This is a genomic window from Nocardioides sediminis (genome assembly GCF_003047295.1).
GTDB classification, from domain to species: Bacteria; Actinomycetota; Actinomycetes; order Propionibacteriales; family Nocardioidaceae; genus Nocardioides; species Nocardioides sediminis.
This window is the reverse complement of the sequence record NZ_PZYZ01000002.1, coordinates 634,214-658,298: the sequence shown is the minus strand read 5'-3', so window position 1 is coordinate 658,298 and position 24,085 is coordinate 634,214. Positions and strand designations below refer to the sequence as shown.

At 73.9% G+C, this 24,085-nt stretch carries 24 protein-coding genes; 15 read left to right on the top strand and 9 right to left on the bottom strand.

Annotated features, from left to right (window positions below):
* The first annotated feature begins 52 nt into the window (after nucleotides 1–52).
* From DAI17_RS07900 to rsgA, 4 genes are all read left to right on the top strand, one after another.
* Nucleotides 53–1,843: a sigma-70 family RNA polymerase sigma factor gene (locus DAI17_RS07900; protein WP_107772320.1), complete on the top strand. Its 1,791-nt coding sequence runs from the start codon at nucleotides 53–55 to the stop codon at nucleotides 1,841–1,843.
* A 73-nt stretch (nucleotides 1,844–1,916) separates the two neighbouring features.
* Entirely contained in the window at nucleotides 1,917–2,447 is a 531-nt protein-coding gene (locus DAI17_RS07895; RefSeq protein ID WP_107772319.1) for a DoxX family protein, read from the top strand.
* A gap of 21 nt (nucleotides 2,448–2,468) precedes the next feature.
* On the top strand, nucleotides 2,469–3,749 hold the full coding sequence (aroA, locus tag DAI17_RS07890; RefSeq protein WP_107772318.1) for a 3-phosphoshikimate 1-carboxyvinyltransferase: 1,281 nt from the start codon (nucleotides 2,469–2,471) through the stop codon (nucleotides 3,747–3,749).
* Nucleotides 3,746–4,747 carry a ribosome small subunit-dependent GTPase A gene (rsgA, locus tag DAI17_RS07885; RefSeq protein WP_107772317.1) on the top strand — a complete coding sequence of 334 codons (1,002 nt, stop codon included), beginning with the start codon at nucleotides 3,746–3,748 and terminating at the stop codon, nucleotides 4,745–4,747. Before aroA ends, rsgA begins: the two co-directional genes overlap by 4 nt.
* 4 nt (nucleotides 4,748–4,751) lie before the next feature.
* On the opposite strand, the gene DAI17_RS07880 is transcribed toward rsgA, so the two are convergent.
* Nucleotides 4,752–5,219 carry a DUF2231 domain-containing protein gene (locus tag DAI17_RS07880; protein ID WP_107772316.1) on the bottom strand — a complete coding sequence of 156 codons (468 nt, stop codon included), beginning with the start codon at nucleotides 5,217–5,219 and terminating at the stop codon, nucleotides 4,752–4,754.
* Nucleotides 5,220–5,260: 41 nt separating this feature from the next.
* Between DAI17_RS07880 and hisN the strand changes: the two genes are divergently transcribed.
* From hisN to DAI17_RS07865, 3 genes are all read left to right on the top strand, one after another.
* Nucleotides 5,261–6,160 carry a histidinol-phosphatase gene (hisN, locus tag DAI17_RS07875; protein ID WP_107772567.1) on the top strand — a complete coding sequence of 300 codons (900 nt, stop codon included), beginning with the start codon at nucleotides 5,261–5,263 and terminating at the stop codon, nucleotides 6,158–6,160.
* A 101-nt stretch (nucleotides 6,161–6,261) separates the two neighbouring features.
* Nucleotides 6,262–6,693 carry a CBS domain-containing protein gene (locus tag DAI17_RS07870; RefSeq protein ID WP_107772315.1) on the top strand — a complete coding sequence of 144 codons (432 nt, stop codon included), beginning with the start codon at nucleotides 6,262–6,264 and terminating at the stop codon, nucleotides 6,691–6,693.
* A 21-nt stretch (nucleotides 6,694–6,714) separates the two neighbouring features.
* Nucleotides 6,715–7,083 (top strand): FKBP-type peptidyl-prolyl cis-trans isomerase, encoded by a 369-nt coding sequence (locus DAI17_RS07865; RefSeq protein ID WP_107772314.1) that lies wholly within the window; start codon nucleotides 6,715–6,717, stop codon nucleotides 7,081–7,083.
* A gap of 106 nt (nucleotides 7,084–7,189) precedes the next feature.
* Here DAI17_RS07865 and DAI17_RS07860 read toward each other — a convergent pair whose 3' ends face one another.
* Nucleotides 7,190–7,444, bottom strand: coding sequence for an RNA-binding S4 domain-containing protein (locus tag DAI17_RS07860; RefSeq protein WP_107772313.1), 255 nt, complete (start codon nucleotides 7,442–7,444; stop codon nucleotides 7,190–7,192).
* A 4-nt stretch (nucleotides 7,445–7,448) separates the two neighbouring features.
* Nucleotides 7,449–8,762, bottom strand: a complete 1,314-nt coding sequence (locus DAI17_RS07855) for a DUF445 domain-containing protein (protein WP_107772312.1) — start codon at nucleotides 8,760–8,762, stop codon at nucleotides 7,449–7,451.
* A gap of 76 nt (nucleotides 8,763–8,838) precedes the next feature.
* Between DAI17_RS07855 and DAI17_RS07850 the strand changes: the two genes are divergently transcribed.
* From DAI17_RS07850 to DAI17_RS07840, 3 genes are all read left to right on the top strand, one after another.
* Nucleotides 8,839–9,234, top strand: a complete 396-nt coding sequence (locus DAI17_RS07850) for an adenylyltransferase/cytidyltransferase family protein (RefSeq protein ID WP_107772311.1) — start codon at nucleotides 8,839–8,841, stop codon at nucleotides 9,232–9,234.
* Nucleotides 9,235–9,299: 65 nt separating this feature from the next.
* Nucleotides 9,300–10,742 (top strand): MXAN_6640 family putative metalloprotease, encoded by a 1,443-nt coding sequence (locus DAI17_RS07845; RefSeq protein WP_107772310.1) that lies wholly within the window; start codon nucleotides 9,300–9,302, stop codon nucleotides 10,740–10,742.
* Nucleotides 10,743–10,810: 68 nt separating this feature from the next.
* Nucleotides 10,811–12,409 carry an MXAN_6640 family putative metalloprotease gene (locus tag DAI17_RS07840; protein WP_107772309.1) on the top strand — a complete coding sequence of 533 codons (1,599 nt, stop codon included), beginning with the start codon at nucleotides 10,811–10,813 and terminating at the stop codon, nucleotides 12,407–12,409.
* 6 nt (nucleotides 12,410–12,415) lie between these two features.
* Here the strand turns inward: DAI17_RS07840 and DAI17_RS07835 are convergent, their stop codons facing one another.
* Nucleotides 12,416–13,000 (bottom strand): TetR/AcrR family transcriptional regulator, encoded by a 585-nt coding sequence (locus tag DAI17_RS07835; RefSeq protein WP_199904994.1) that lies wholly within the window; start codon nucleotides 12,998–13,000, stop codon nucleotides 12,416–12,418.
* Between the two features lie 40 nt (nucleotides 13,001–13,040).
* On the opposite strand from DAI17_RS07835, the gene DAI17_RS07830 reads away from it, so the two are divergent.
* The 5 genes from DAI17_RS07830 to DAI17_RS07810 are packed head-to-tail and all read left to right on the top strand — an operon-like array spanning nucleotide 13,041 to nucleotide 17,562.
* A complete protein-coding gene (locus tag DAI17_RS07830; protein ID WP_107772308.1) occupies nucleotides 13,041–14,291 on the top strand; it encodes an acyl-CoA dehydrogenase family protein in 1,251 nt (416 codons plus the stop codon).
* Nucleotides 14,288–15,067, top strand: a complete 780-nt coding sequence (locus DAI17_RS07825) for an SDR family NAD(P)-dependent oxidoreductase (protein WP_107772307.1) — start codon at nucleotides 14,288–14,290, stop codon at nucleotides 15,065–15,067. Before DAI17_RS07830 ends, DAI17_RS07825 begins: the two co-directional genes overlap by 4 nt.
* Nucleotides 15,060–16,154: a phosphotransferase family protein gene (locus DAI17_RS07820; RefSeq protein WP_107772306.1), complete on the top strand. Its 1,095-nt coding sequence runs from the start codon at nucleotides 15,060–15,062 to the stop codon at nucleotides 16,152–16,154. Before DAI17_RS07825 ends, DAI17_RS07820 begins: the two co-directional genes overlap by 8 nt.
* A complete protein-coding gene (locus DAI17_RS07815; protein ID WP_107772305.1) occupies nucleotides 16,151–16,807 on the top strand; it encodes a histidine phosphatase family protein in 657 nt (218 codons plus the stop codon). Before DAI17_RS07820 ends, DAI17_RS07815 begins: the two co-directional genes overlap by 4 nt.
* An 8-nt stretch (nucleotides 16,808–16,815) precedes the next feature.
* A complete protein-coding gene (locus DAI17_RS07810) occupies nucleotides 16,816–17,562 on the top strand; it encodes an SDR family oxidoreductase (protein WP_107772304.1) in 747 nt (248 codons plus the stop codon).
* Between the two features lie 125 nt (nucleotides 17,563–17,687).
* Here the strand turns inward: DAI17_RS07810 and DAI17_RS07805 are convergent, their stop codons facing one another.
* From DAI17_RS07805 to DAI17_RS07785, 5 genes are all read right to left on the bottom strand, one after another.
* Nucleotides 17,688–18,524, bottom strand: coding sequence for a glycosyltransferase family 2 protein (locus DAI17_RS07805; protein ID WP_107772303.1), 837 nt, complete (start codon nucleotides 18,522–18,524; stop codon nucleotides 17,688–17,690).
* Entirely contained in the window at nucleotides 18,521–19,570 is a 1,050-nt protein-coding gene (locus DAI17_RS07800) for a glycosyltransferase (protein WP_107772302.1), read from the bottom strand. Before DAI17_RS07800 ends, DAI17_RS07805 begins: the two co-directional genes overlap by 4 nt.
* Nucleotides 19,567–20,643: a glycosyltransferase gene (locus tag DAI17_RS07795; RefSeq protein WP_107772301.1), complete on the bottom strand. Its 1,077-nt coding sequence runs from the start codon at nucleotides 20,641–20,643 to the stop codon at nucleotides 19,567–19,569. The genes DAI17_RS07800 and DAI17_RS07795 overlap by 4 nt, the downstream gene beginning before the upstream one ends.
* Entirely contained in the window at nucleotides 20,640–21,746 is a 1,107-nt protein-coding gene (locus tag DAI17_RS07790; RefSeq protein ID WP_234412358.1) for a glycosyltransferase, read from the bottom strand. Before DAI17_RS07790 ends, DAI17_RS07795 begins: the two co-directional genes overlap by 4 nt.
* Before the next feature lie 70 nt (nucleotides 21,747–21,816).
* Nucleotides 21,817–23,937 carry a DEAD/DEAH box helicase gene (locus DAI17_RS07785; protein WP_107772299.1) on the bottom strand — a complete coding sequence of 707 codons (2,121 nt, stop codon included), beginning with the start codon at nucleotides 23,935–23,937 and terminating at the stop codon, nucleotides 21,817–21,819.
* Nucleotides 23,938–24,085: the final 148 nt, after the last annotated feature.

The following is a 24,085-nucleotide window of genomic DNA, read 5'->3' as shown; positions in this document are numbered from 1 at the left end:
GACCGGGGGCCTACAGTGGCGTCACCCTTTTGCCCCTCACCGGTTGGTCAGCATGAGCAGCACGACGAGCGTTGAGGCCCCGGGCGACGCCGAGCTCATCTCGGCGGTCCGAGGCGGGGACACCGATGCCTACGGCCAGCTCTTCGAGCGCCACGTCGAGGCCGCCCGACGGCTGGCACGGCAGCTGGTCTCGGCGGGTGACGTGGAGGACCTCGTCTCGGAGGCCTTCGTCAAGGTGCTCCAGGTGCTGCAGCGTGGTGGGGGGCCCGACGTCGCGTTCCGTGCCTACCTGCTCACGGCCGTGCGCCGCCTGCGCGTCGACCGGCTGCGCGCGACGTCGCGGCTGCAGACCACCGACGACATCGAGATGTTCGATCCGGGCATCCCCTTCCGCGACACCGCGGTGGAGGGCTTCGAGAGCGCGGCGGCGGCCCGGGCGTTCGCCTCGCTGCCCGAGCGCTGGCAGCTGGTCCTGTGGCACACCGAGGTGGAGGGGCAGAAGCCCGCCGACGTCGCCCCCCTGCTCGGCATGAGCGCCAACTCCGTCTCCGCGCTCGCCTACCGCGCACGCGAGGGACTGCGCCAGGCCTACCTCAACGAGCACGCCACCGACCTCGACGACGAGTCCTGCCAGTGGACCCGCGCCCACCTCGGCGCCTACGTCCGCAACGGGATCTCGCGCCGTGACGCCGGCAAGGTCGAGGACCACCTCGGCGGGTGCCGCACCTGCGCGGCGATCTACCTCGAGCTCAGCGAGGTCAACTCCAACCTCGGGGCCATCCTCGCCCCGCTGCTCCTCGGCGGCGCCGGAACCGCCTACGTCTCGGCATCGGTCGGCGCGGCGGCGCCGGCCGGGATCGCCGGCGTGCTGGGGCGCGCGCGCGACCTCGTCGTCGCCAACTCGCAGACGGCGGTCGTCGTCGGCGTCACCACCGCGGTGGCCATCACGGGCGGGGGATTCCTCGTCTGGCAGGACAGCCGCCCACCGGCGGTGGTCTCCGGCGAGTTCACCGGCACGACGCCCGGCGGGCCGGCGACCACGCCGACCGCCGTGACGTCCCCCGGTCCCGGGGACGACGCGCGACGACAGGCGGCGAGCGGTCGTACGGCGGGAACGTCCTCGAGCGCGAGGACGCCCGACGACGCGACGGCCCCCGCGCCCGCCGCCACGGTCCCGGGAACCGACCCCGTCACCGGGCCTCCCGTCGGCACGGACGGGCCGGGGTCCACGACCGACCCGACCTCGGGACCGACCGCGGGGCCGACGCGCGGGCCGGGCCAGACGTCCGACCCGACGCAGGGCCCCACCGGCCAACCCACGACCGGCACGACCTCGGGCCCCGGCACCACCACGGGGCCCTCGGACGGGCCGACCGGCACCCCCGGCCCCGGCGGTACGCCCACCGCTGCGCCGACGTCGGCACCCACCGCAGGTCCCCCGCCGACCGCCGGCCCGGGACCGACCTCGGGACCCACCTCGGCTCCCACGCAGGAGCCCACCGCGCCGCCGACCACCGAGTCGCCCGACCCCCTCCCGCCCCGCAACCTCGCCGTGGCGACGGTCGTACGACGCGTCAGCCCGGTCGTCGCGGACCTCGAGGTGCGCGTCACGGGGATCCCGGCCGGCGGGTCGGCCACCGTCGTGCTCTCCGGCACCCTGGTCACCTTCTCGAGCAGCGACGCCCGGTGCCGGGACGGTGCCGTGGCGACCTGCACGGTCGGTGACGCGAGCCCCTTCGTGGTGCGGGCGGTCGCCGGCAACCGGGAACCGCGGGTCACCGTCGCGATCACCGGCGCGGCCGACGACGACCCGTCCGACGACTCGGTGGTCGTCAGCTGGTGATCCCCACCAGCCGGCGGGTGCCGGCCCCCGGTGGGGTGGACCCGAGGTGCGCAGCGTCGTGTAGGAATGACCCATGACCGTCATCAGACTGATCGCACGCCCCATGCTGGCCTCGATGTTCGTCGTCGGCGGCATCAACTCCCTCAAGAACGCCAAGGCCATGGCCCCGGCCGCCCAGCCGGTCGCCGACCGGTTCGTGCCGGTGGCCCAGAAGGCCGTCCCGCAGGCCCCGATCCCCACCGACGCCGCGACGCTGGTGCGGATCAACGGCGCCGTCCACGTGGCCGCCGGGCTCGCGCTCGCGACGGGCCGGGCCCCCCGCCTGTCCTCGACGCTCCTGGCCGCCTCGCTCGTGCCCACCACGCTGGCCGGCCACCGCTTCTGGGAGGAGTCGGACGAGTCCGCCAAGGGCAGCCAGAGGATCCACTTCTTCAAGAACGTCTCGATGATGGGCGGCCTGCTGCTGGCCGGGGTCGACACCGAGGGCAAGCCGGGCCTGGCCTGGCGCGCCCGCCGCGCCGCCGCCGACGCCAAGCGGGAGGCCCGCCAGCTGGCCAAGGACGCCCGCCGCGAGGCCCGTCTCGCCAAGGCACAGCTCACCTGAGCCGCTCGATAGGGTGCGCGGGTGACTGAGTCCTGGCCCGCGCCCCGACCGATCGGCCCGGTGGCGAGCGTGGTCTCGCTCCCGGGCAGCAAGTCGCTGACCAACCGCGCGCTGGTGCTGGCCGCGATCGCCGACGGCCCCGGCGTCGTACGCCGTCCGTTGCGCTCACGCGACACCCTGCTGATGGCGGCCGGCCTGCGGGCGATGGGCGTCGGCGTGGAGGACCGCGACGACGACTGGCTGGTGACGCCCCGGCCGATGGTGGGCGACGCGGCCGTCGACTGCGGCCTGGCCGGCACGGTCATGCGCTTCGTGCCGCCCATCGCGGGACTGGCACGGGGACGCATCGCCTTCGACGGCGACCCCCACATGCGCAACCGTCCGGTCGGCGAGGTGCTCGCGGCCCTCACCGCCCTCGGCATCCGCGTCGAGGACGAGGGCCGGGGCGCCCTGCCGTTCACCGTCGTGGGCACCGGCACCGTCCCGGGCGGCACCGTGGTGATCGACGCGAGCGCGTCGTCGCAGTTCATCTCGGCCCTGCTGCTCGCCGGCGCCCGCTACGAGCACGGCGTCGACGTCCGTCACGACGGCAAGCCGGTCCCCTCCCTGCCCCACATCGAGATGACCGTGGCCATGCTGCGCGAGCGCGGGGTGGACGTCGACGACGGCGACGCCAACCGCTGGGCGGTGGCCCCCGGGATCGTCGCGGCCCTCGACCAGGCGGTGGAGCCCGACCTCTCCAACGCCGCGCCCTTCCTGGCCCTCGCCGCCACCAGCGGCGGCAGCGTCACGGTGCGGGACTGGCCGGAGCACACCACCCAGCCGGGCGACGCCCTGCGCGAGATCCTCGTGGCCATGGGATGCACGGTCGAACGGGTCACGGGGCCCGACGCGGGCCTCCGGGTCACCGGCGGCGACACGATCGCGGGCATCGACCTCGACATGCACGACATCGGCGAGCTGACCCCGGCGGTCGCCGCCCTGTGCGCGCTCGCCGACTCCCCCTCGCACCTGCGCGGCATCGGCCACATCCGCGGCCACGAGACCGACCGGCTGGCCGCGCTGGCCACCGAGCTGACCGGCCTCGGCGCCGACGTCACCGAGCACGCCGACGGACTGACCATCCGTCCCGCGGCCCTGCACGGCGGCGTCTTCCACACCTACGCCGACCACCGGATGGCCCACGCCGGCGTCATCGTCGGCTCCGCCGTCGACGGGGTCCTGGTCGAGGACATCGCCACCACCGGCAAGACCTTCCCGGACTTCGCCGGTGTTTGGACCGGGGTGGTGGGTCCGGCGTGAGCGGTCGGTACGACGAGCACGACCACGAGCACTACGAGCGGCCGCGCCGTCGTACCCGCCCCCGCACCAAGGACCGTCCGACCTACGACGACGCCGTCGACGGGGTCGTCGTCACCGTCGACCGGGGGCGCTTCACCCTCCTCGTCGACGGCACCACGGTGATGGCGATGAAGTCACGCCCCCTGGGCCGCAAGGGCGTCGTGGTCGGCGACCGGGTCCGCGTCGTCGGCGACACGTCGGGCGCCGACGGCTCGCTGGCCCGGATCGTCGAGGTCGTCGAGCGCACCACGACCCTGCGCCGCACGGCCGACGACGACGACCCGGTGGAGCGCGTCATCGTCTCCAACGCCGACCAGCTCGTCGTGGTCACCGCCCTCGCCGACCCCGAGCCGCGGCCGCGGCTCATCGACCGGGCGCTCGTGGCGGCGTACGACGCGGGCATGTCGCCGCTGCTCTGCCTCACCAAGGCGGACCTCGCGGACCCCGAGACGCTGCTGTCGACCTACCGCTCCCTGGGCGTGCCGTGGGTGGTCACCCAGCTCAAGGGACCGGGCGGCGGCGACGTCGAGGAGCTGAGGGCGCGGCTGCGCGGGCGCACCAGCGTGCTCGTGGGCCACAGTGGGGTGGGCAAGTCCACCCTCGTCAACGCGCTGGTGCCGACCGCCCGGCGCGACGTGGGTGTGGTCAACGCCGTGACCGGGCGCGGCCGGCACACCTCGACCTCGGCCTACCTGCTGGCGCTGCCCGACGACGAGGGCTGGATCATCGACACGCCCGGCATCCGGTCCTTCGGCCTCGCCCACGTGCAGCCCGAGGACCTCATCGGCGCCTTCCCCGACCTGGAGGAGATGACCGAGGACTGCCCCCGCGGCTGCACCCACGGCACCGAGGAGCCCGAGTGCGGGCTCGACGAGGCGGTGGCGGCCGGCGAGGCGGACACCGACCGGGTCCAGTCCTTCCGGCGGCTGCTGGCCGCGCGCTCCGTCGACGAGTACTGACGCGTCAGCCCCACACGGCCCGCGACCCGGAGTCGCCGGCGAGGAAGACCAGCACCGCCAGGGTCCCCGCCGCCACGGTCACGAGCACGACCGCCGGGACCCCGAAGACGGGGTTGGACTCCCGCGCGCCGCGACCCGAGGCCAGCGCGGAGGGGCCGCCGAGCGCCCACGCGCCCAGCGCGACCGCGCCGACGTAGGCAAGGGAGGCGATGCGCAGCAGCTCGCCCCACTCCTGGTGGTCCTCGACGAGCGGTGCGAGCTGGGGCCGGGCCTCGAGCAGGCTCTCCCCCGCCGCCACGGCGAGGAGGCTCGTGACCGCGGTCAGCACCGCGAGCGCGACCAGCGGCCACCGCAGCAGCCAGCGCCACGCCGGGACGAACGCGTAGGCGAGCCCCGTCAGGGCGGCCAGGGGTCCCAGCACCACGACGGCGTGGACCACGAGCGGGTGGAGCGGCAGTCCGTTGAACTCCATGGATGCACGGTAGAGCCCGATGCTGGCAATAGCCTGTGGACATGCCCATCACCGGACCAGGCCACATCGACTACACCGACGACCTCCGGTTGGCGCACGTCCTGGCCGACGACGCGGACTCCCTGACGCAGGCGAGGTTCAAGGCGCTCGACCTCCACGTGATGAGCAAGCCGGACCTCACGCCGGTCACAGACGCCGACCAGGCCGTGGAGGAGGGCATCCGCCGCACCCTCTCCCGCGTCCGGTCGCGTGACGCCGTGCTCGGCGAGGAGCAGGGGTCCAGCGGCCACAGCCAGCGGCGCTGGATCGTCGACCCGATCGACGGCACCAAGAACTTCGTCCGCGGCGTGCCCGTGTGGGCCACCCTGATCGCCCTGGCCGTCGACGACGAGGTCGTGCTGGGCGTGGTCTCGGCGCCGCAGCTGCAGCGTCGCTGGTGGGCGTCCCAGGGCCACGGCGCCTGGACCGGCCGCTCGCTGCTCAAGGCGACCCAGTGCCAGGTCTCCGACGTACGCCGCCTCGAGGACGCGTCGCTCTCCTACAGCTCGCTGTCCGGCTGGGACGAGCGGGACCGGCTCTCGGACTTCATCTCGCTCTCGCGCCGGTGCTGGCGCACCCGGGCCTACGGCGACTTCTGGTCCTACATGCTGCTCGCCGAGGGCACCGTCGACATCGCCGCCGAGCCCGAGCTCGAGCTCTACGACATGGCCGCGCTCGACGTGATCGTCCGCGAGGCCGGCGGCAGGTTCACCTCCCTCGACGGCACCGACGGGCCCTTCGGCGGCAACGCCCTGGCCTCCAACGGGCACCTGCACGAGGCAGCGCTGGCGTTCCTCGGCTCGCTGCCCGACGACCACGACGACCCCGACTACCGGCCCTCGGGACCCGGGTCCGTGCACGACCTGCGCGGCCGCCAGACACCGCCGACCGTCGCCGACTGACGGCGCGGGCAGGCGCACACCGGCCCCGGACTGCCCCCTGTTGCCGGGCGTCGCGAGTGGCTAGCGTTGAGCCCCAGACCGCGAACCCCGGAGGTGGCGCAATGCGCATCAAGGACATCCTCACTGCCAAGCCGAGCTCCGAGGTCGTGACGATCAGTCCCGACGCGCCGGTGCGTGACCTCATCGCCCTGCTGGCCGAGCACAACATCGGCGCGGTCATCGTCAGCTCCGACGGCTCCTCGGTCACCGGGATCGTGAGCGAGCGGGACGTCGTACGCCGCCTCGGCACCGACACCGGCGTGCTCGATGCCTCCGTGGGCGACATCATGACCGTCGAGGTGCAGACCTGCGCCGGCGACGACTCCCTCACCGACCTGATGAAGACGATGACCGAGCGCCGCATCCGGCACCTCCCGGTGGTGGCCGACGGGAGGCTGACCGGCATCATCAGCATCGGGGACGTGGTGAAGCACCGCATCGGCGAGCTCGAGTTCGAGCGCGACCAGCTCGACCACTACGTCCACCAGACCTGACACCCACCGGAAGGCACTGACATGGACAAGCCCGACGTCGACCCGCACATGGGAGACGCACCCACCGACCTCGAGGTCACCGACCTGGCCGAGGGCGAGGGCGCCGAGGCGACGAGCGGATCGACCGTGTCGGTCCACTACGTCGGCGTGGCCCACTCGACCGGCGAGGAGTTCGACGCGTCCTACAACCGCGGCACCCCGCTCCAGTTCCGCCTCGGCATCGGCCAGGTCATCCAGGGCTGGGACGAGGGCGTGCAGGGCATGAAGGTCGGCGGCCGCCGCCGCATCGTGATCCCGCCGCACCTCGGGTACGGCGACCGCGGCGCCGGCGGCGTCATCAAGCCCGGCGAGACGCTGATCTTCGTGGTGGACCTGATCGAGGTGCGCTGACCGCGCCGTCCGGGAATCACCGGCTGGCCGGTGGTTCAGTGGGTTGGCGCGCACTGCAGCGTGGCCGAACCCACGGGATCACCGGGCGCCCGGTGATTCCGCTCGGCTACCAGGGGACGTCGATCTCGGCGTCCCCTGACGCCACCCGGGCCGACGCCGGCCCGAGGGTCACGACGTCGCCGGGGACCAGCTGACGGCCCCGGCGCGTCTCGACCTCGCCGTTGACGCGCACGGCGCCGTCGGCCAGCAGCGGCTTGGCCTCCGAGCCGCTCTCGATGAGGTTGGCGAGCTTGAGGAACTGGCCCAGCCGGATCGTCTCGTCCCGGATCGGGACGTCCACCGGGTCACTGGCTTCAGTCATGGGATCAGTGAACCAGCAGTGAGACGGCGTGGATCAGCACACCCACCAGGCCGCCGACGATGGTGCCGTTGATCCGGATGAACTGCAGGTCGCGCCCCACGTGCAGCTCGATGCGCCGCGCGGCCTCCTTGCCGTCCCAGCGCTCGATGGTGTGGGTGATGACGGCCGTGAGCTCGGCGCCGTACCGCGAGACACCGAAGACGACGACGTCGGCGGCCGCGCGGTCGATGCGCTCGCGCAGGCCTGCGTCGGTGCGCAGCCGCCCGGAGAAGGCGTTGAGCTCCTCGAGGAGCCGCTGCCGCACGGCACCGTCGCGGTCGTGGACGGAGGTGAGCAGCGCCGAGCGCATCGCCTTCCACAGCGAGATCGCCGTGCTCACCACCTGCGGGTGGTCGAGCAGCCGCTCCTTGAACCGCTCGGCCCGCTCCCGGGTGACGTCGTCGACGAGGAGGTCGTGGCCGAGCTGGGCCAGCATCGAGTCGAGCGCGGCACGGGCGTGGTGGTCCGGGTCGTCGCGGATGTCCTCGATCCAGCGCACCGCCTCGGCGTGGATGCGCACGGTGACGGCCTCGTTGAGCCGCGGCGGGGCCCACCACGGGGCCCGCTCGCTGAGCACCTCGACGAAGGTGTCGGGGTTGTGCACCAGCCAGCGGTGCAGCTCGTCGAGCGCGAGGTCGACGACACCGTGGTGCAGGTCGTCGCGCACCATCTCCGAGACCAGGCTGCCGAGCAGCGGGGCGATGGGCTCGTCCCGGAAGCGCGGCACGAAGGCGTTGGTCACCAGGTCGGCGATGTGCTCGTCGCGGACCCGGCGCAGCGCGATCTCCGCCACGTCGGCCACCTCGTCGACGAGGCGCCGGGCGTTGGCCGGGTCAGAGAGCCAGTCCCCTGCCCGGGCGGAGATGGTCGCCGCGGCCACCCGGTCGCGGACGATGTCCTCCTGGAGGAAGTTCTCCCCGACGAACTCCTGCAGGCCCTTGCCGAGCTCGTCCTTGCGCCGCGGGATGAGGGCGGTGTGCGGGATCGGCACCCCCAGCGGGTGCTTGAAGAGGGCCGTGACCGCGAACCAGTCGGCGATGGCGCCCACCATCGAGGCCTCGGCGCCGGCGTTGACGAACCCCCAGAACCCGTCGCGGCCCAGGGTCGCGGCGTAGACCACTGCGGCGAGCACCAGCAGCGACACCGCCACGGTCCGCATCCGGCGCAGCCCGCGGCGACGCGCCTCGTCCGCCCCGGGGTCGGGCGTGATGAGCGGCAGGGACCTGGTGGACGACGCGGTGGACGACGGGGTGGACACCGCGGAGGGGGGCGCAGCCATGCGCAGATCCTCCCCCGCCGGCCCACACCGCGCACCCTCGCGTCCACCCGCACGGGCGCCGACTACATTGACGCGCATGTCTCGCACGGTCATCACCTTCGGCACGTTCGACGTCTTCCACGTCGGGCACCTGCGCGTGCTGCAGCGGGCCGCGGCCCTGGGCGACCGCCTGGTGGTGGGGGTGTCGGCCGACGCGCTCAACATCCGCAAGAAGGGTCGGGCCCCGGTGTTCAGCGAGCGCGAGCGCATCGAGATCGTGTCCGCCCTGCGGGTCGTCGACGAGGTGTTCGTCGAGGAGAGCCTCGAGCTCAAGCGCGACTACGTCCTGGAGCACTCCGCGGACGTGCTGGTGATGGGCGACGACTGGGCCGGCCGCTTCGACGAGCTGTCCGACGTGTGCGAGGTGGTCTACCTGCCGCGCACCCCGGCCATCTCGACCACCGCCATCATCGAGCACATCGCGGATCTCTGAGGCGATCCATTCGCCCCTCCCCGGATCGCTCTGTAGCCTGTCCGGACTCCACCTGGAAGGGACCCGTGCGCACCCTCGCCACCTTCGCCCTCGCGGCCTGCCTCGGCCTGGGCCTCGCCACCCCGACCGGCCCTGCGACGGCCGCCGCGTCGGCCTCGTCCGCCCCGGCGCCGAGCCCCGACGGGCAGTCCCGCGACACCCTGGAGCTGCGCGACCAGTTCTTCGGCGCCGCCCCGGCCGACGGCCGGCTCGCCCGGTCCGCCCGAGCCGCGCTCGCCCGCCCCGAGTGGGAACCCGCGCTGCCGCAGGGCCGCGAGTGCACCGACACCGTGTGCGTGCACTACGTCGGCAGCGGCCAGGACGCGCCGCCGATGGCCAGCGGCACCGGAGGGGTGCCCGACTGGGTGGCCCTCACCCTGCAGACCGCCCACGCCTCCCTGGCCCGGATGGTCGAGCTCGGCTGGCCGCTGCCCCCCAGCGACCGCGGTGCCGGCGGCACGGCGCAGTTCGACATCTACCTCGAGGACGTCGGCCAGCAGGGCCTCTACGGCTACTGCGCCCCCGAGCACCTCGTCCCCGGTGAACGCAACGTCGCGTCGTCCTACTGCGTGCTCGACAACGACTTCACCGAGTTCCCGCTGCCGCCGGCACCGAGCATGCGGGTGACCGCGGCGCACGAGCTCTTCCACGCCGTGCAGTTCGGGCTCGACGCCCGGGAGGACGGCTGGTTCCTCGAGGCGACGGCCACCTGGATGGAGGAGCAGGTCACCGACGACGTCGACGACAACCGGCAGTACCTCCGCCACGGCCAGCTCGGCGACCCGCGCACGCCGCTCGACACGTTCGACAGCGGGCTGGGCTCCTACGGCAACTGGATCTTCTTCCAGAAGCTCACCCAGCGCTTCGGCGCCGAGGCCGTCCGCAAGGTGTGGCACCGGGCCGACGGGCGCCGGGGGCGACGCAACGACTTCTCGGTGCAGGCGGTGAAGCGCTTCGTCACCTCGCGGGGCGCCTCGTGGCCCCGCTTCTACGCGAGCTTCGTCGCCGCCAACCGCACGGCCCGCTCGTCGTACGCCGAGGGGTCGTCCTACCGGCCCACCAGGCCGCAGAGCCGTGCGCGGCTCGGCCGGGCCCGGCGCACGTGGTCGCGCTCGCTGCGGCTGGACCACCTCACCGGCCACGTCGCCTCCCTGCGCCCGGCCCCCGGCCTGCGCCGAGGACGGCTCCGCATCACCGTCGACGCGGGCCGGAGGGCCACCGCACCCGCGGCGCACGTCGTGGTGATCGGGCGCAAGGGCATCATCGGCCGCACCCCGGTCCGCCTCGACCGTCGCGGGCACGGCTCGCAGGTCGTGAAGTTCCGCCGCCCCAAGGTCCGCCGGGTCGAGGTGGTCCTGGCCAACGGGTCCACCCGCTACACCTGCAACCGGGGGAGCCAGTTCGCGTGCCACGGCAAGCCGCTCGACGACGGCAGCGACTTCCGGGTCTCGGCCCGCGTCCTGCGGTGACCGCAGCCCACCGCCCACCCGGCGGCACAGCCACTCGCCCCGGCCGACCGGCCCCGAAGGGAACCCTCGTGCGTCCGACCTCCGTCCTGCTGTCCCTCCTCACGAGCGCCGCCGTGGCGCTCGCGGTGCTCCCGGGCGTCCCCGCCACGGCGTCCGACGACGGTGAGCGGGGCGCGGCGGGCCGGGACCGGGCCGCCGTGGCCCGTCCGCCGCTGGAGCGGGCCGCCCCGGTGGCCCTCCCGCCCCAGGCCTCTCCGCGGGCCGCGCTCGGCGTGGCCGGCCGCGTGCTCCGGGGCGACGTCCGGACCGGCGACCCGTCGGCCACGGTGGCGCTGCGCGACCTGTGGATGGCTCGGCCCGACCTCACCGGCGCGGAGGCCGTCGAGGCCGACGCGCTCCTGGCCCGGCCGACCGACGGGCCCGACGACCCGTTCGGCAACGGCTACACCGTGCCCTCGACGCGCACCTGCGGCGCGCACGTGTGCGTCCACCACGTCGGCTCCACCGCCGACGCTCCCCCCAGCCAGGCGTGGGTCGACCTCAGCCTCGCGACCCTGGAGAACACCTACGCCCGAGAGGTCGGCGAGCTCGGCTACCGCGCCCCGCTCGGCGACCGCGCCGCCGGCGGCGACGACCGGCTCGACGTCTACCTCAAGGACCTCGGGACGGGCCTCTACGGCTACTGCGCCGCCGAGCACCGCAAGAAGGGGCGGACGGCGAGCGGCTTCTGCGTGCTCGACAACGACTACTCCCCCGCCCAGTTCCCGTCCGGCACCAGCCCGGAGGCCAACCTGGCCGTGACGGCCGCGCACGAGCTCTTCCACGCCGTGCAGTACGCCTATGACTACGCCGAGGACCCCTGGATGATGGAGTCCACGGCCACCTGGATGGAGGAGCGGGTCGCCGACCACGTCGACGACAACCGCCAGTACCTCCAGTACAGCCAGCTCAAGGCGCCGTTCGTGCCCCTCGACGCGTTCAGCTCCACCTACGGCTTCCAGTACGGCAACTGGATCTTCTGGGAGTACCTCACCCAGAGGTACTCCCAGGGCCTGGTCAAGAAGGCCTGGAAGGCTGCCGGCACGCGGAAGTCGGACGGCGGGCGCTACTCCGTGCAGGCGCTCGGGTCGGTGCTGCGCACGAAGGGCGGCCTCACCCGGGTGTACGCCGACTACGCGGCCGCCAACACGATGGCGTCCCGGGTCTACGAGGAGGGCGCGGCGTACGGCGACGCCCCGCCGCTCGCCGAGACCACGCTCTCGAAGGCGTCCCGCTCGTGGAGGAAGGGCACCCGGCTCGACCACCTCTCCGGCGACTCGGTGCGGGTCACCGCCGGGCCCGACCTCGCCGGCCGCAAGTGGCGGCTGAAGGTCCGCGTGGACGGACCCCCGCGCGCGTCCTCGCCCACGGCGACGGTCCTCCTCCACAAGGCGGACGGGACGGTCGGACGCAAGCGCGTTCGGCTCGACCGACGGGGCGACGGCTCGGTCACCGTGCCGTTCGGCGCGACCCGGGTCGGCGCCGTGACGGTGTCGCTGGCCAACGTCTCCACCCGTTACCGCTGCGGGCGCAAGACCCTGCTGGCCTGCGCCGGCGACTCGCGGGACGACAAGCGCAAGTTCGTGGTCCGCGCCACGGCGGTCAAGGCCTCCAAGCGCCGCCGCTGACGTCGCTCAGGCGTCCTGGGAGCACAGCGCCGCCAGCGCCCGCTCGCAGTGCGCCACCAGGCCCTCGAGGGTCTGGGTACGCCGGTCCGGGGGGCTCGCGCTCCACGTGAGCGCGCGGTCCTCGACGTAGGCCCACCAGGCGTGCACCACCGCGTGCAGGCCCGCGTCCAGGCCCAGCGCCGCCACGACGCGGTCGGTGGAGACCGAGCGGACGCTCTCGTGGACCTCCGCCAGCCGCGGATCGGCCACCCCGCTGCCGTGCACCAAGGTCAGGTAGAACGCCCGGCGCCGGTCGATCTGCTGCACCATCGCGGTGACCATCGTGCGGACCTGTGTGGGGCCGTCGTCGTCCTCAGCGGGAGCCGTGTTGCGCAGGATCCGGCGCCCCGCAGCGCCGATGCACGCGAGGTAGAAGTCGGTCTTGGTCGGGAAGTAGTGGAACAGCAGCCCGCGGGAGATGCCCGCCTCGGCGGCGATCTGGTCCATGGACAGGTCCTGGATCGGGGTGTCGATGATCTTGGACAGGCCGATCCCCACCAGCTGCCGGCGCCGGTCGTCGGCGCTGAGGCGGCGGCGTACGGTCTCGGACACGCTGTTGAGCGTTGCTCAACAATGTGCGTAGGGTCAACCCATGGACTTCTCCCTCTCCCCCCGGGCCAGCGACCTCCAGGCGCGCGTGCGCGACTTCATCGCCGCGGAGGTGGAGCCGGTCGAGGCCGACGTGCACGCGCAGGTCACCCGGCGGCGGGAGGCCGGCGAGGACCACTGGACCCCCGACCCGCGCATCGCCGAGCTGCAGGCCAAGGCACGCGCCCAGGGCCTGTGGAACCTCTTCCTGCCGGCCGAGCACGCCGGGTCGTACGCCGCCGACTTCGGCACCGACGGCGGCAAGGGGCTCAGCAACGTCGACTACGCCCCGCTCGCCGAGGCGATGGGCGGCTCCTTCCTGGCCCCGCTCGTCTTCAACTGCAACGCCCCCGACACCGGCAACATGGAGGTGCTGCTGCGCTACGGCACCGACGAGCAGCGGGCCACCTGGCTGGAGCCGCTGCTGCGCGGGGAGATCCGCAGCGCCTTCTGCATGACCGAGCCGGACGTCGCGAGCTCGGACGCGACCAACATGGCCGCCACCGCGGTCGTCGACGGCGACGAGGTGGTGATCAACGGCACCAAGTGGTGGTCGACCGGCATCGGCAACCCGGACTGCAAGATCCTGGTCTTCATGGGGCTCACCGACCCCGACGCCGACCGGCACTCGCGGCACACGATGGTGCTGGTCCCCCGCGACGCACCCGGCGTCAAGGTCGAGCGGATGCTCTCCACGATGGGCTACTACGACGAGCCGCTCGGCCACGGCGAGGTGTCCTTCGACGACGTCCGCGTCCCGGTGGGCAACATCCTCCTCGGCGAGGGCCGTGCCTTCGAGATCGCCCAGGGCCGCCTCGGTCCCGGGCGGGTCCACCACTGCATGCGCGCCATCGGGCTGGCGGAGAAGGCCCTCGCCCTGGCCTGCCGCCGGGCGTCCGAGCGCGTCGCGTTCGGCAAGCCGCTGTCCAGCCTGGGCGGCAACCGCGAGCGCATCGCCGAGGCAAGGATCGCCATCAACCGCTCGCGGATGCTGGTCCTGCACGCCGCCTGGCTCCTGGACCAGGGGATGTCGGTCGAGGCACTCTCGGCGGTCAGCGAGATCAAGGTCGAGGTCCCGCGGATGGCGCTCGACGTCATCGACATGGCCATCCAGCTGCACGGCGGAGGCGGCATGAGCGACGACTTCCCGCTCGCGGCGGCGTACGTCGGCGCCCGCACGCTGCGCCTGGCCGACGGCCCCGACGAGGTGCACCGCAACGTGGTCGCCAAGATCGAGCTGGGGAAGCACCGGTGAGCGCCGCATCGGCGCGTCGCGTCCTGGTGACCGGGGCCGCGTCCGGGCTCGGCGCGGCGCTGGTCGCCGCGTTCCGCGAGCGGGGCGACGAGGTGCTGGCCACCGACCGGGTCGAGGCCGACGGCATCGACCTGGTCCTGGACATCACCTCCGACGCCGACTGGGAGGCCGCCGTCGCGGCCGTCGAGCGACGCTGGGGCGGCCTCGACGTGCTGGTCAACAACGCCGGAGTTGCCGGTGGCGGCCGCATCGACCGCACCACGATCGAGGAGTGGCGGCGGATCACCGAGGTCAACCTCTTCGGTGTCGTCCGCGGCGTCACCGCCTTCACCCCGATGCTCAAGGCGCAGGGCTCGGGCCACGTCGTCAACGTCGCGTCGCTGGCCGGCCTCGTCCACCCCGCCGGCATGGGGTCCTACAACGCCACCAAGGCCGCGGTGGTCGCCTTCACCGAGACCGTCGGCCACGAGCTGGCCGGCTTCGGGGTGCGGGCGAGCGCGGTGTGCCCGTCGTACTTCCGGACCAACCTGATGGCCTCCATGGAGGGCAGCGACACCGCCCTCGGCGAGATCGTCAAGGGGCTGGTCGAGCGCTCCCCGATCACCGCCGAGCAGGTCGCCGCCGCGGTCCTGGCGGGCATCGACGCCGGCGACGACGTGATCGTGCCCGACGAGCCGGCACGCCAGGCCTTCGCCCTCAAGTGGGCCGACCGGGCGGCGTACGACCAGGTCATGCGGGCGCAGGCCGCCAAGCTCGAGGAGGCGGGTCGTGAGTGAGTCCGCCGGGTCCCCGGACCCGGTCCCGGGCGCCCGACCGGTCCGCGACGAGGACGCCTTCGACGTCGAGGCGGTCGCCGACTGGCTGCGCGCCCACGCGGCCGACGCGACCGGCCTCGAGGGCACGCCGGAGGTCCGGCAGTTCTCCGGAGGGGCGTCCAACCTCACCTACCTGCTGCGCTACCCCGGCGGCCGCGAGCTGATCCTGCGCCGGGCACCCGCCGGCACCAAGGCCCGGGGTGCGCACGACATGCACCGCGAGTTCGTCATCCAGTCGGCGCTGGCCCCGGTGTTCCCCTACGTCGCCCCGATGGTCGCCTTCTGCGACGACCCCGCGGTGATCGGCGCCGACTTCTACGCGATGGAGCGGATCGAGGGCGTCATCCCGCGGAGCGAGTGGCCCGCCGATGTACCCCTCTCCCCCGAGCAGGCGCGCGCGCTGTGCCTCGGCGCGGTCGACGTGCTCGTCGAGCTGCACAGCGTGGACCCCGAGGCTGCTGGGCTCACCTCGCTCGGCAAGGGCGAGGGCTACGTGCGGCGCCAGGTGGAGGGCTGGTCGACGCGCTACCGCAACGCGCGCACCGACGACGTCCCCGACTACGAGGACGTGATGGCCTGGCTGGCCGAGCACCAGCCGGCGGACGTCGCGACGTGCGTCATCCACAACGACTACAAGCTCGACAACCTCGTCCTCTCCCCCGACGACGTGACCCGCGTGGCCGGCGTCCTGGACTGGGAGATGGCCACGCTCGGCGACCCCTTGATGGACCTGGCCGGCTCGATGGCCTACTGGGTGGAGGCCGGTGACGACGAGGGCTGGCAGATGATGCGCCGGGTCCCGACGCACCTGCCCGGCATGCTGACCCGCGACGAGATCGTCACCCGCTACTGCGAGCGGATGGGCTTCTCGATCACCCCCGAGCAATGGCGCTTCTACGAGGTCTTCGGCCTGTTCCGGCTGGCGGTCATCGCCCAGCAGATCTACTACCGCTACGTCGCCGGACAGACCACCAACGAGGTCTACGGCCTCTTCGGCCACGCGGTGCGGATGGTCGGCACCCGGGTGGACGAGCTGATCGTCAGGTGAGCCAGGTCCTGCTGGTGCGCCATGGGCAGGCCTCGTGGGGCGCGGACGACTACGACGCCCTCTCCCCGCGCGGTGTCGAGCAGTCGGCCGTCCTGGGCGCGGCGCTGGCGGCGCGGGGCGTCGAGCCGACCCTGCTGCTCGCCGGGGCGATGCGGCGCCACCGCCAGACCGCCGCCGCCGCGGCCGAGGCGGCCGGCTGGGAGCTCGACGTGGCGACCGACGAGGGCTGGAACGAGTTCGACCACCTCCAGGTGCTCTCGCAGCACCCGACCCCCGAGGGAGTCGACGTGATGTCCAGCCGCGGCGCCTTCCAGCGATGGTTCGCCGGGGCCACCTCACGCTGGACCGGCGGGGCCCACGACGACGACTACACCGAGCCGTTCGCCGTCTTCACCGCCCGGGTCGAGGCCGCCCTGGAGCGCACCGTCGCCGCCGTGGCCGGTGGCGGGACGGCCGTGGTCTTCACCAGCGGCGGCCCGATGGGCTGGGTCGCCGCGTCCGCCCTCGCCGGGGACGCGACCACCTGGCTGCGCCTCAACGAGGTGACCGTCAACACCGGCGTCACCAAGCTCGTCACCGGCTCCCGCGGCACCACGCTGCTCACCGTCAACGAGCACTCCCACCTGCCCCTCGACGTCGTCACCTACCGATAGGAACCCCCATGTCGACCATCCTCATCACCGGCGCCTCGTCGGGACTCGGCGCCGAGATGGCCCGCCAGTTCGCGGCCCTGGGGCACGACCTGGCGCTGTGCGCCCGACGTACGGACAACCTCGACGCGCTGCGCGCCGAGATCACCGCCGCCCATCCGGGCGTGCGGGTGGAGGTGCGGGCGCTCGACGTCAACGACCACGACGCCGTCTTCCGTGTCTTCGGCGAGTTCCGCGACCTCTTCGGCTCGATCGACCGCGTGGTCGTCAACGCGGGGCTCGGCAAGGGCCAGCCGCTCGGCACCGGTCGCTTCGACGCCAACCGGGACACCGCGATGACCAACGTCATCGGGGCGCTGGCCCAGACCGAGGCCGCGGCGGAGATCTTCCGCGCCCAGAACTCCGGCCACCTGGTGATGATCTCCTCGATCTCGGCCATGCGCGGGATGCCCCGCAACATCACGACGTACGCCGCGACCAAGGCCGCCGTCGCGCACCTCGCCGAGGGCTTCCGCGCCGACGTGATGGGCACGCCGATCAAGGTGACCGTGCTCTACCCCGGCTACATCGTCTCGGAGATGTCCGCGACGTCTCGGACCACGCCCCTCGTCGCCTCGACCGAGCGGGGCGTGCGCTCGATGGTGGCGGCGATCGAGAAGGAGAAGGCCTCCGCCCGCGTCCCCGGCTGGCCGTGGGAGCCGGTCGGGTTCGCCCTCAAGCACCTGCCGCTCCCCGTCGCCCGCCGGCTGATGGGCTGACGTCCTGACGTCCTGACCCGCCCCGCCCGCCGGGTAGTTTGGGACGATCTCGTAGGTCGGATCGCGGTCTGACCTACGAGTTCGTCCCAAACTACCCAGGTGTGGGCGCTCGGGGACGGCGGCGGTCAGGCGTGGGCGGCCGTCCGGCCGGACGGGGTGAGGCGCCACTCCCCGTCCTCGCGCTCCACCAGTCCCATCCGCTCGAAGGCCTCGAGCCAGCCCTCCATCGGCCAGCGTCCCCAGCGACGCCGGAAGAGCGCGCCGTTGAGCAGGATGTCGGCGAGGTGCTCGACCGGCGGCGAGGACGTCGGGTGGTGCTGGTGGTAGGCCCGGGCTCCGCCCAGCCACCCCAGGGCGAGACCCGCCGAGGCGGCGGTGGCGGCGAAGTCGGTGTCCTCCGCGCCGTAGCCGACGTACCCCTCGAAGAAGCCGCCCGTACGCCGCCACGCGTCGGCGTGCAGGGCGAACGAGAGCGACCAGAACAGGTCGGGGTCACCGCCGAGCTGCTGCTCGCCCGGCGCGGGTGCCGGCCGGGCCGGGTGGGGGTCGTCGAGCGCGTCGAGACCGTCGAGGGGGTAGCCGTCGGGCCCCGGGGGCGGGAGGTAGGTGACGGGTCCCGACCAGAGCACGTCCGGTGCCCTCCGCACGGCGTGGGCGTAGGCCCCCACCAGCGACGGCCCGGCGAGGCAGTCGACGTCGAGGAAGACGAGCACGTCGGCACCGAGGTCGAGCGCGCGTGAGGCGGCGGCGTTGCGGGCCGCGGCGAGCGGCAGCATCCCGCCCTCCAGCTCGACGTCGACGACGACCGGCTGCGGAGGTCCGGGCCGCCACGACCGCACCGTGGGGTCCCCCATCGCGGCGACGACGTAGTGGTCCGGCGGGCCGCCGTGCACGAGGCTGGCGTGCTGGGCCCGGAGGTGCGCCCGTCGGCCGTGCACGAGCGTGACCACGGCGACGCTCACGACGGCACCCGGAGGTCGCTGGGGCTGCCCGTGGTGTCGCCACCCGCCGCGACCGCGTGCACGACGCCGACGAAGCGGTGCACGGCCCGCCCGTCGCACCAGCCGGCCCACCGGCCGCCGTCGAGCGCCGAGGCGCGCGCCAGGCGGGCACCCCACGCCACCTCCGGCCAGCCCTCGTGCACGACGGCCGGCCACCCGCCCCGGGCCAGCACGCCGGCCGTGGTGCGCTGCTCGTCGTGCGGGCGGTCCTGGGGGACGACGACGGCGGGGCGCCGGGCCGCGGCCACCTCGGCCAGCGCGTTCTGCCCCGCATGGGTGACGACCACGTCGGCCTCGCGCAGGGCCGTCGTCGGGTCCGCGACCCACGCCCCCGCCGGCCCCCCGAGCACCTGCCAGTCCCAGCCCGGCGAGGTCGCCCGCGCCCGGTCCAGCTGGTCGGCGGTGGGTCCGCCGCCGCCCGACCCGTTGAGCACGACCACGCGGCGTACGCCGGGGGGCGCGCCGTCACGACGGACGTCGCCGCGGAGCTCGTCCACGCCGAAGCGCGACAGCGCCCCCAGGCACTGCAGCCGGGCGGCGTCGGCGGACGCCAGACCGCGGACCATGCCACGGGCCGAGGGCGGCCAGAATGACACCAGCGCGCTGGACAGTCCGAGGCCGGCCCGGTGCGCCGCGTCGCCGCGCTCACCGGGCAGGACGACCGACACGACCGGCACCCCGTGCAGGCGCGCGAGGAGCGACACCTCCACGGACACGTCCGACACGAGCACCGAGGGCCGGTGCTCGGCGATCCAGGCGGACAGGGCCGCCATCCGGCACCGCAGCCCCTCGTCGTCGAGGGGGACCCAGTGCAGCTGTCCGCGGGCGGAGACGTCCCGGGGCTGCTGGTCGGCGTCGTCCCGGGCCAGCTGCACCCACTCGCCCGTCCAGGCCGCGGGCCGCGGGAGCGAGGAGAGCCCGACGACGGGCAGGCGGCACGCCTCGGCCAGCACCGTCGCCCGGTGCAGGTGCCCGTGGCCGTGGTGGTGGACGTAGTAGCCGATCACGCGACGACCTGCTCGTCGAGGACCTGGTCGTAGACCTCCTCGTAGGCGTCGACCATGCGCTCCAGCGAGCACCGCTCCTCCGCCAGCCGGCGGACGCGACGCCGGTCGAGCGTCGCCGCCTCGACCATGGCCCGGGCCAGCGCGTCGGGGTCGCGCGGGTCCGCGACGACCCCGGCGCCGGGGACGACGACCTCGCGCATCGCCCCCCGGTCCAGCGCCGCCACGGGCGTGCCGCAGGCCAGCGCCTCGGCGGCGACGAGCCCGTAGGGCTCCTCCCACTCCGGGGTCACCACCGCGACCCGGGCGCTGCCCACCAGCTCGCACAGGGCGCGCTGGTCGAGGTGCCCGACGTGGCGCACGTCGTCCCCCAGCCGGGGCAGGACCTCCCGCGCCACGTAGTCGGTGTCCAGCATCGGGCCGGCCAGCAGCAGCGGCATCCTCGCCCGGCGGGCCGCGTCGATCGCCAGGTGGGGCGCCTTCTCCGGCACGAGGCGGCCGCTCCAGACGGCCGGCCCGCCGCCGGGGCCCGCGACCCAGCGGTCGGTGTCCACCCCGTTGGGGATCGCCCGGCTCGCGACCGTGCCCGCCCAGGCATCGGCCGTGCACCGGCTGACGGCGACGAAGACAGCCCGCGGCGACGCGTGCACGAGCGCGGACCGCAGCCACGGCGTCGGCGGCGTGTGCAGGGTGGTCACCATCGGGACCGGGACCACGTCGGCCATCGCCACCGGGAGGTGGTGGGTGCTGTTGTTGTGGATGACGTCGTAGCGTCGGCCCCCCGAGCGCATCAGCTCGAGCATCAGCCCCTGGTAGGCGTGGTGCTCCTCCATCCACCAGTGGGGCGGGCTGGCCACGTCGGGCCGCTGCCCGGCGACGGTGCCCAGCTGCTCCACGGCCAGCTCGCGGACCCCGAGGGACGGGTCGGACCCCGGGGCGGCGAAGAGGGTCACCTCGTGGCCGCGGAGCGACAGGTGCCGCGCCAAGGCGTGGGTGTGGGCCTCCAGCCCACCGGCGAAGGGCTCGCTGATCGGGAACCGGCTCGACCCGATGATGCAGATCCGCAGCGGCGTCACGCGAGCAGGTCCCGGTAGAGCCCGAGGTGGGCGGCTGCCACCTCGTCTCGCTGTGCGGCACGGGCGTCGAGGTCCGCCGGCGGCGGCGGCGCCACCCGCGCCGTGCGCAGCGCCGTGCGCAGGCTGGGCACCCCGAGGCGGTGCTCGTCCATGGCGTAGGTCAGCACCGGCCCCTGGTCGGCGAAGTAGCCGCAGTCGGGCACCACCACGGTCGTCCCCAGGTCGCGGCACGCCTCCAGCCACCCGGAGTGCGTGCCGAAGCGGTAGGGCAGCACCGAGACGTCGAGCCCGGCGAGGTAGTCCCACAGGTCCTCGTCGGACAGGTAGTCGTGGACGCGCAGCTCGATGTCGCCGCTGCGCTCCGCGTCCGCGAGGTACGACGCCAGTGCGGGGTCGCGGCGGGCTCCGTCCTCGTCGAGGACGTCCCGGTGCCCGTTGACCACCAGCCGCGCGTCGGGCATCGCCCGGACCTCCTCGACCAGCGTGGGCAGGACGGCCAGCGGGTCCATGCTGGCGCGCAGGCTCTTGACGTGCAGGCCCACCGTCCACGGCCCCGTGCGCGGCCGCGCGCGCAAGCGCCGGGCGAGGTCGAGGTCGACCACGTGCGGGTGCGGCAGGACCAGCGCCTCCACGCCCCACCGACGCGCGACCTCCGCGGCCGCGCCCGGGGTCAGGGTGAGGACTGCGTCGGCCGCCGGGACCAGCACGTCGAGCTGGGCGTCGTGCTCGCGCCGGTCGCGGTGGTGCGGGTTGCGCAGGTCGTGGACCGTCAGCACGAGCGGGATGCCGCGCCCGCGCAGCACGTCGACGAGCTCGCGCAGCGATCCGGGGGTGCAGGTGTCGAAGCCGAACTGCACGTGGAACACGTCGATGTCGGCCGTCGCGGCCCACTCCGGCCTGAGCATCACCGGCGGCCACCACCGCTGCTGGGCCGACCGGCGCGCGTCGTCGGGGTCCGGGTCGGGCAACCGCTCGACGCCGCCGTCCCCCGCGACGGGCGACAGGCGCCGGACGTACACGTGGCCGGACGGCACGCTCGCGACGCGCAACCGCTCCCGGCCGGACCGGACGTGGGGTCCCGGGGCCTCCCTCGTGATGCTCACGAGGGGTGCCGTTACCCGTTCGCGCCGGGCCATGCGCCGGCTCCACCCCTAAGGGCTGCCGGCGACCCGGTCAGCGGGCGCGCGCCTCCAGCGCCTCGCTGAGCAGGCCGACCAGCGCCTCGAGCTGGACGTCGACCGAGGACGCGACCTCGTCCGCGCCGTCGAGCGCCCGGGCCGCCAGCCCGGCCTTGCTGTCGATGAGCTCGGCGATCTTGGAGTCGATCGTCTGGGCGGCGATGATCCGCCACGCCGTGACCGGCTCGGACTGCCCGATGCGGTGGATGCGGTCGATGGCCTGGGTCTGCTCGGCGTCGGTCCACGAGAGCTCCGCGAGCACCATGTTGGACGCGACCTGGAGGTTGAGGCCGACGCCTGCCGCGGTGAGCGAGCACACGATGATCGAAGTCTCGGGGTCGTCGGTGAACGACTCGATGGCCGCCGCGCGCGCCTTGGCGCTCTGGTCGCCCCGGATCGAGACGTACGAGATGCCCCGGCGGGCGAAGCTCTCCTCTGCCTCGTCCATGACCGCGACGTGCTTGGCGAAGAACACCACCTTGCCGACGCTGCGGGCCAGCTGGGCGGTGTAGTCGGCGGCGAGGCCGGCCTTGGCCTGCCCGATGCGGCGCATCATGGAGAAGACGTTCTCGCCGTCCTTGGCGGCCTCCATGTCCTCGCGCTCCCACTTCGCCACGCGGCGTACGAGGTCGCGGTCGATGCCGACGACCTCCGGGCCGGACGTGCGGGCCTCGAGCGCCGCGTCGTAGCGGGCCACCAGGCGGCGGGCGAGCTCGCGCTCGGCCTCGCGGATGGAGCGGCCCTCGGCGCCCTCGAGCTCGACCGGCAGGTCGGCCACCCGGCGGGCGGGGATGTCGGCGGCGACGTCGATCTTCCGGCGCCGCACGATGCCCATCTCGATGACCGAGCGGCGCGCGTTGGGGTAGAAGCCCGGTTCGCCGGGCATCAGGCCGGTGTCCTCGAGCTTGTTCATCAGCTCGGCGCGCGGCTTCTGGTCGTCGATCCAGCCGAGGAACTGCCAGATGGCCCGGAAGTCCTCGATGTCGTTGATGAGCGGGGTGCCGGTCAGCGCCATGAGCAGCGGACGCGCCACCCGGGCACGGATGCGCTCGGACAGCTCGAGCACGTGCTGGCTGCGCTGGGAGGACTTGTTCTTGATGAAGTGCGCCTCGTCGACCACCATGCCGCGGAAGCCGTGGTCGCCCAGCCAGCCGACGTGCCGGTCCAGCACCTCGTAGTTGACCACCACGATGTCGGCGAACCCGTCGACGTCCTCGCCGTCGCCGTGGATGACGGTGACGGTGCGGTGCGGCGTCCAGAGGCTGACCTCGCGGGCCCAGTTGGCCTTGACGACGTTGGGCACCACGCACAGCAGCGGGTAGGCGTCCGCGGCCTGCGCCGCCATCAGCGCCTGCGCGGTCTTGCCCAGGCCGGGCTCGTCGGCGAGCAGGAAGGTGCGGTGACCCTGGGCCGCGGCCGCGACGAGCTGCTTCTGGTGGGGCATCAGCGCGACGCCGGGCACGCGGGCCGCGTCGGGCTCGGGCAGCTGCATGCAGGCCGCCGCCCCGCCGCCGACGTACTCGAAGGACTTGAAGAGCGGCTCCAGCAGCTCCCAGTTGGCGAGCCGGCGCGCCTGGACGCGGTTGAGCTCGGCGGCGGAGAAGTCCGGTCGCAGGAACGGGTTGGCCAGCTGTCGCGAGATCACCGACTGGGGTACGACGCGGCGCGGCGACGTGGTCGCGGCGGTGTCGGGCTTGGGCGGCTCGATCTCCTCGGGGGCGTCGACGCCGGCCTGCTTGAGCATCTGGCGGCGCAGCGCGCGGGCGCCGTCGGAGACCTCGGCGTCCTCGGCGAGGAGCTGGAGCAGGGAGGTGTCCCGCGCGGCGGTCTTGGCCAGGATGGTGGCGATGCCGTCGAGCCGCTTGAGCTGCTCGGCCTTGCGACCCTCCGCGACCTCGGTGTCGGCGTTGATCCGCGACCGCTCCTCGCGCACCAGCAGCGCGACGACCTGGAAGGTCGCGCGGCCGTGGGGCATGACCTTGCCGCGCTCGGCGGCCTGCTCGACCTCGCGCACGGCGCGGGCGAGCACCGGGATGATGCCCTCGTTGTCCAGGCGCTTGACCTTGGTGTTCCCACCACGGCGCTGCGCGGTCTGGCGTCGGCCTCGCTGAGCCACTCACGTCCTCCTCGGATGCCCGGCGTTCCTACGCCGGACAACGTCGCCGCACGCGTCCTGCCCGGTGCGACGCTGCCTCCCCGGGCCGCGCGGTCGTGACAGAAGGTCACGCGAGCTGGCGAATGCCGGGGCTCTGCCTCCCGGATCT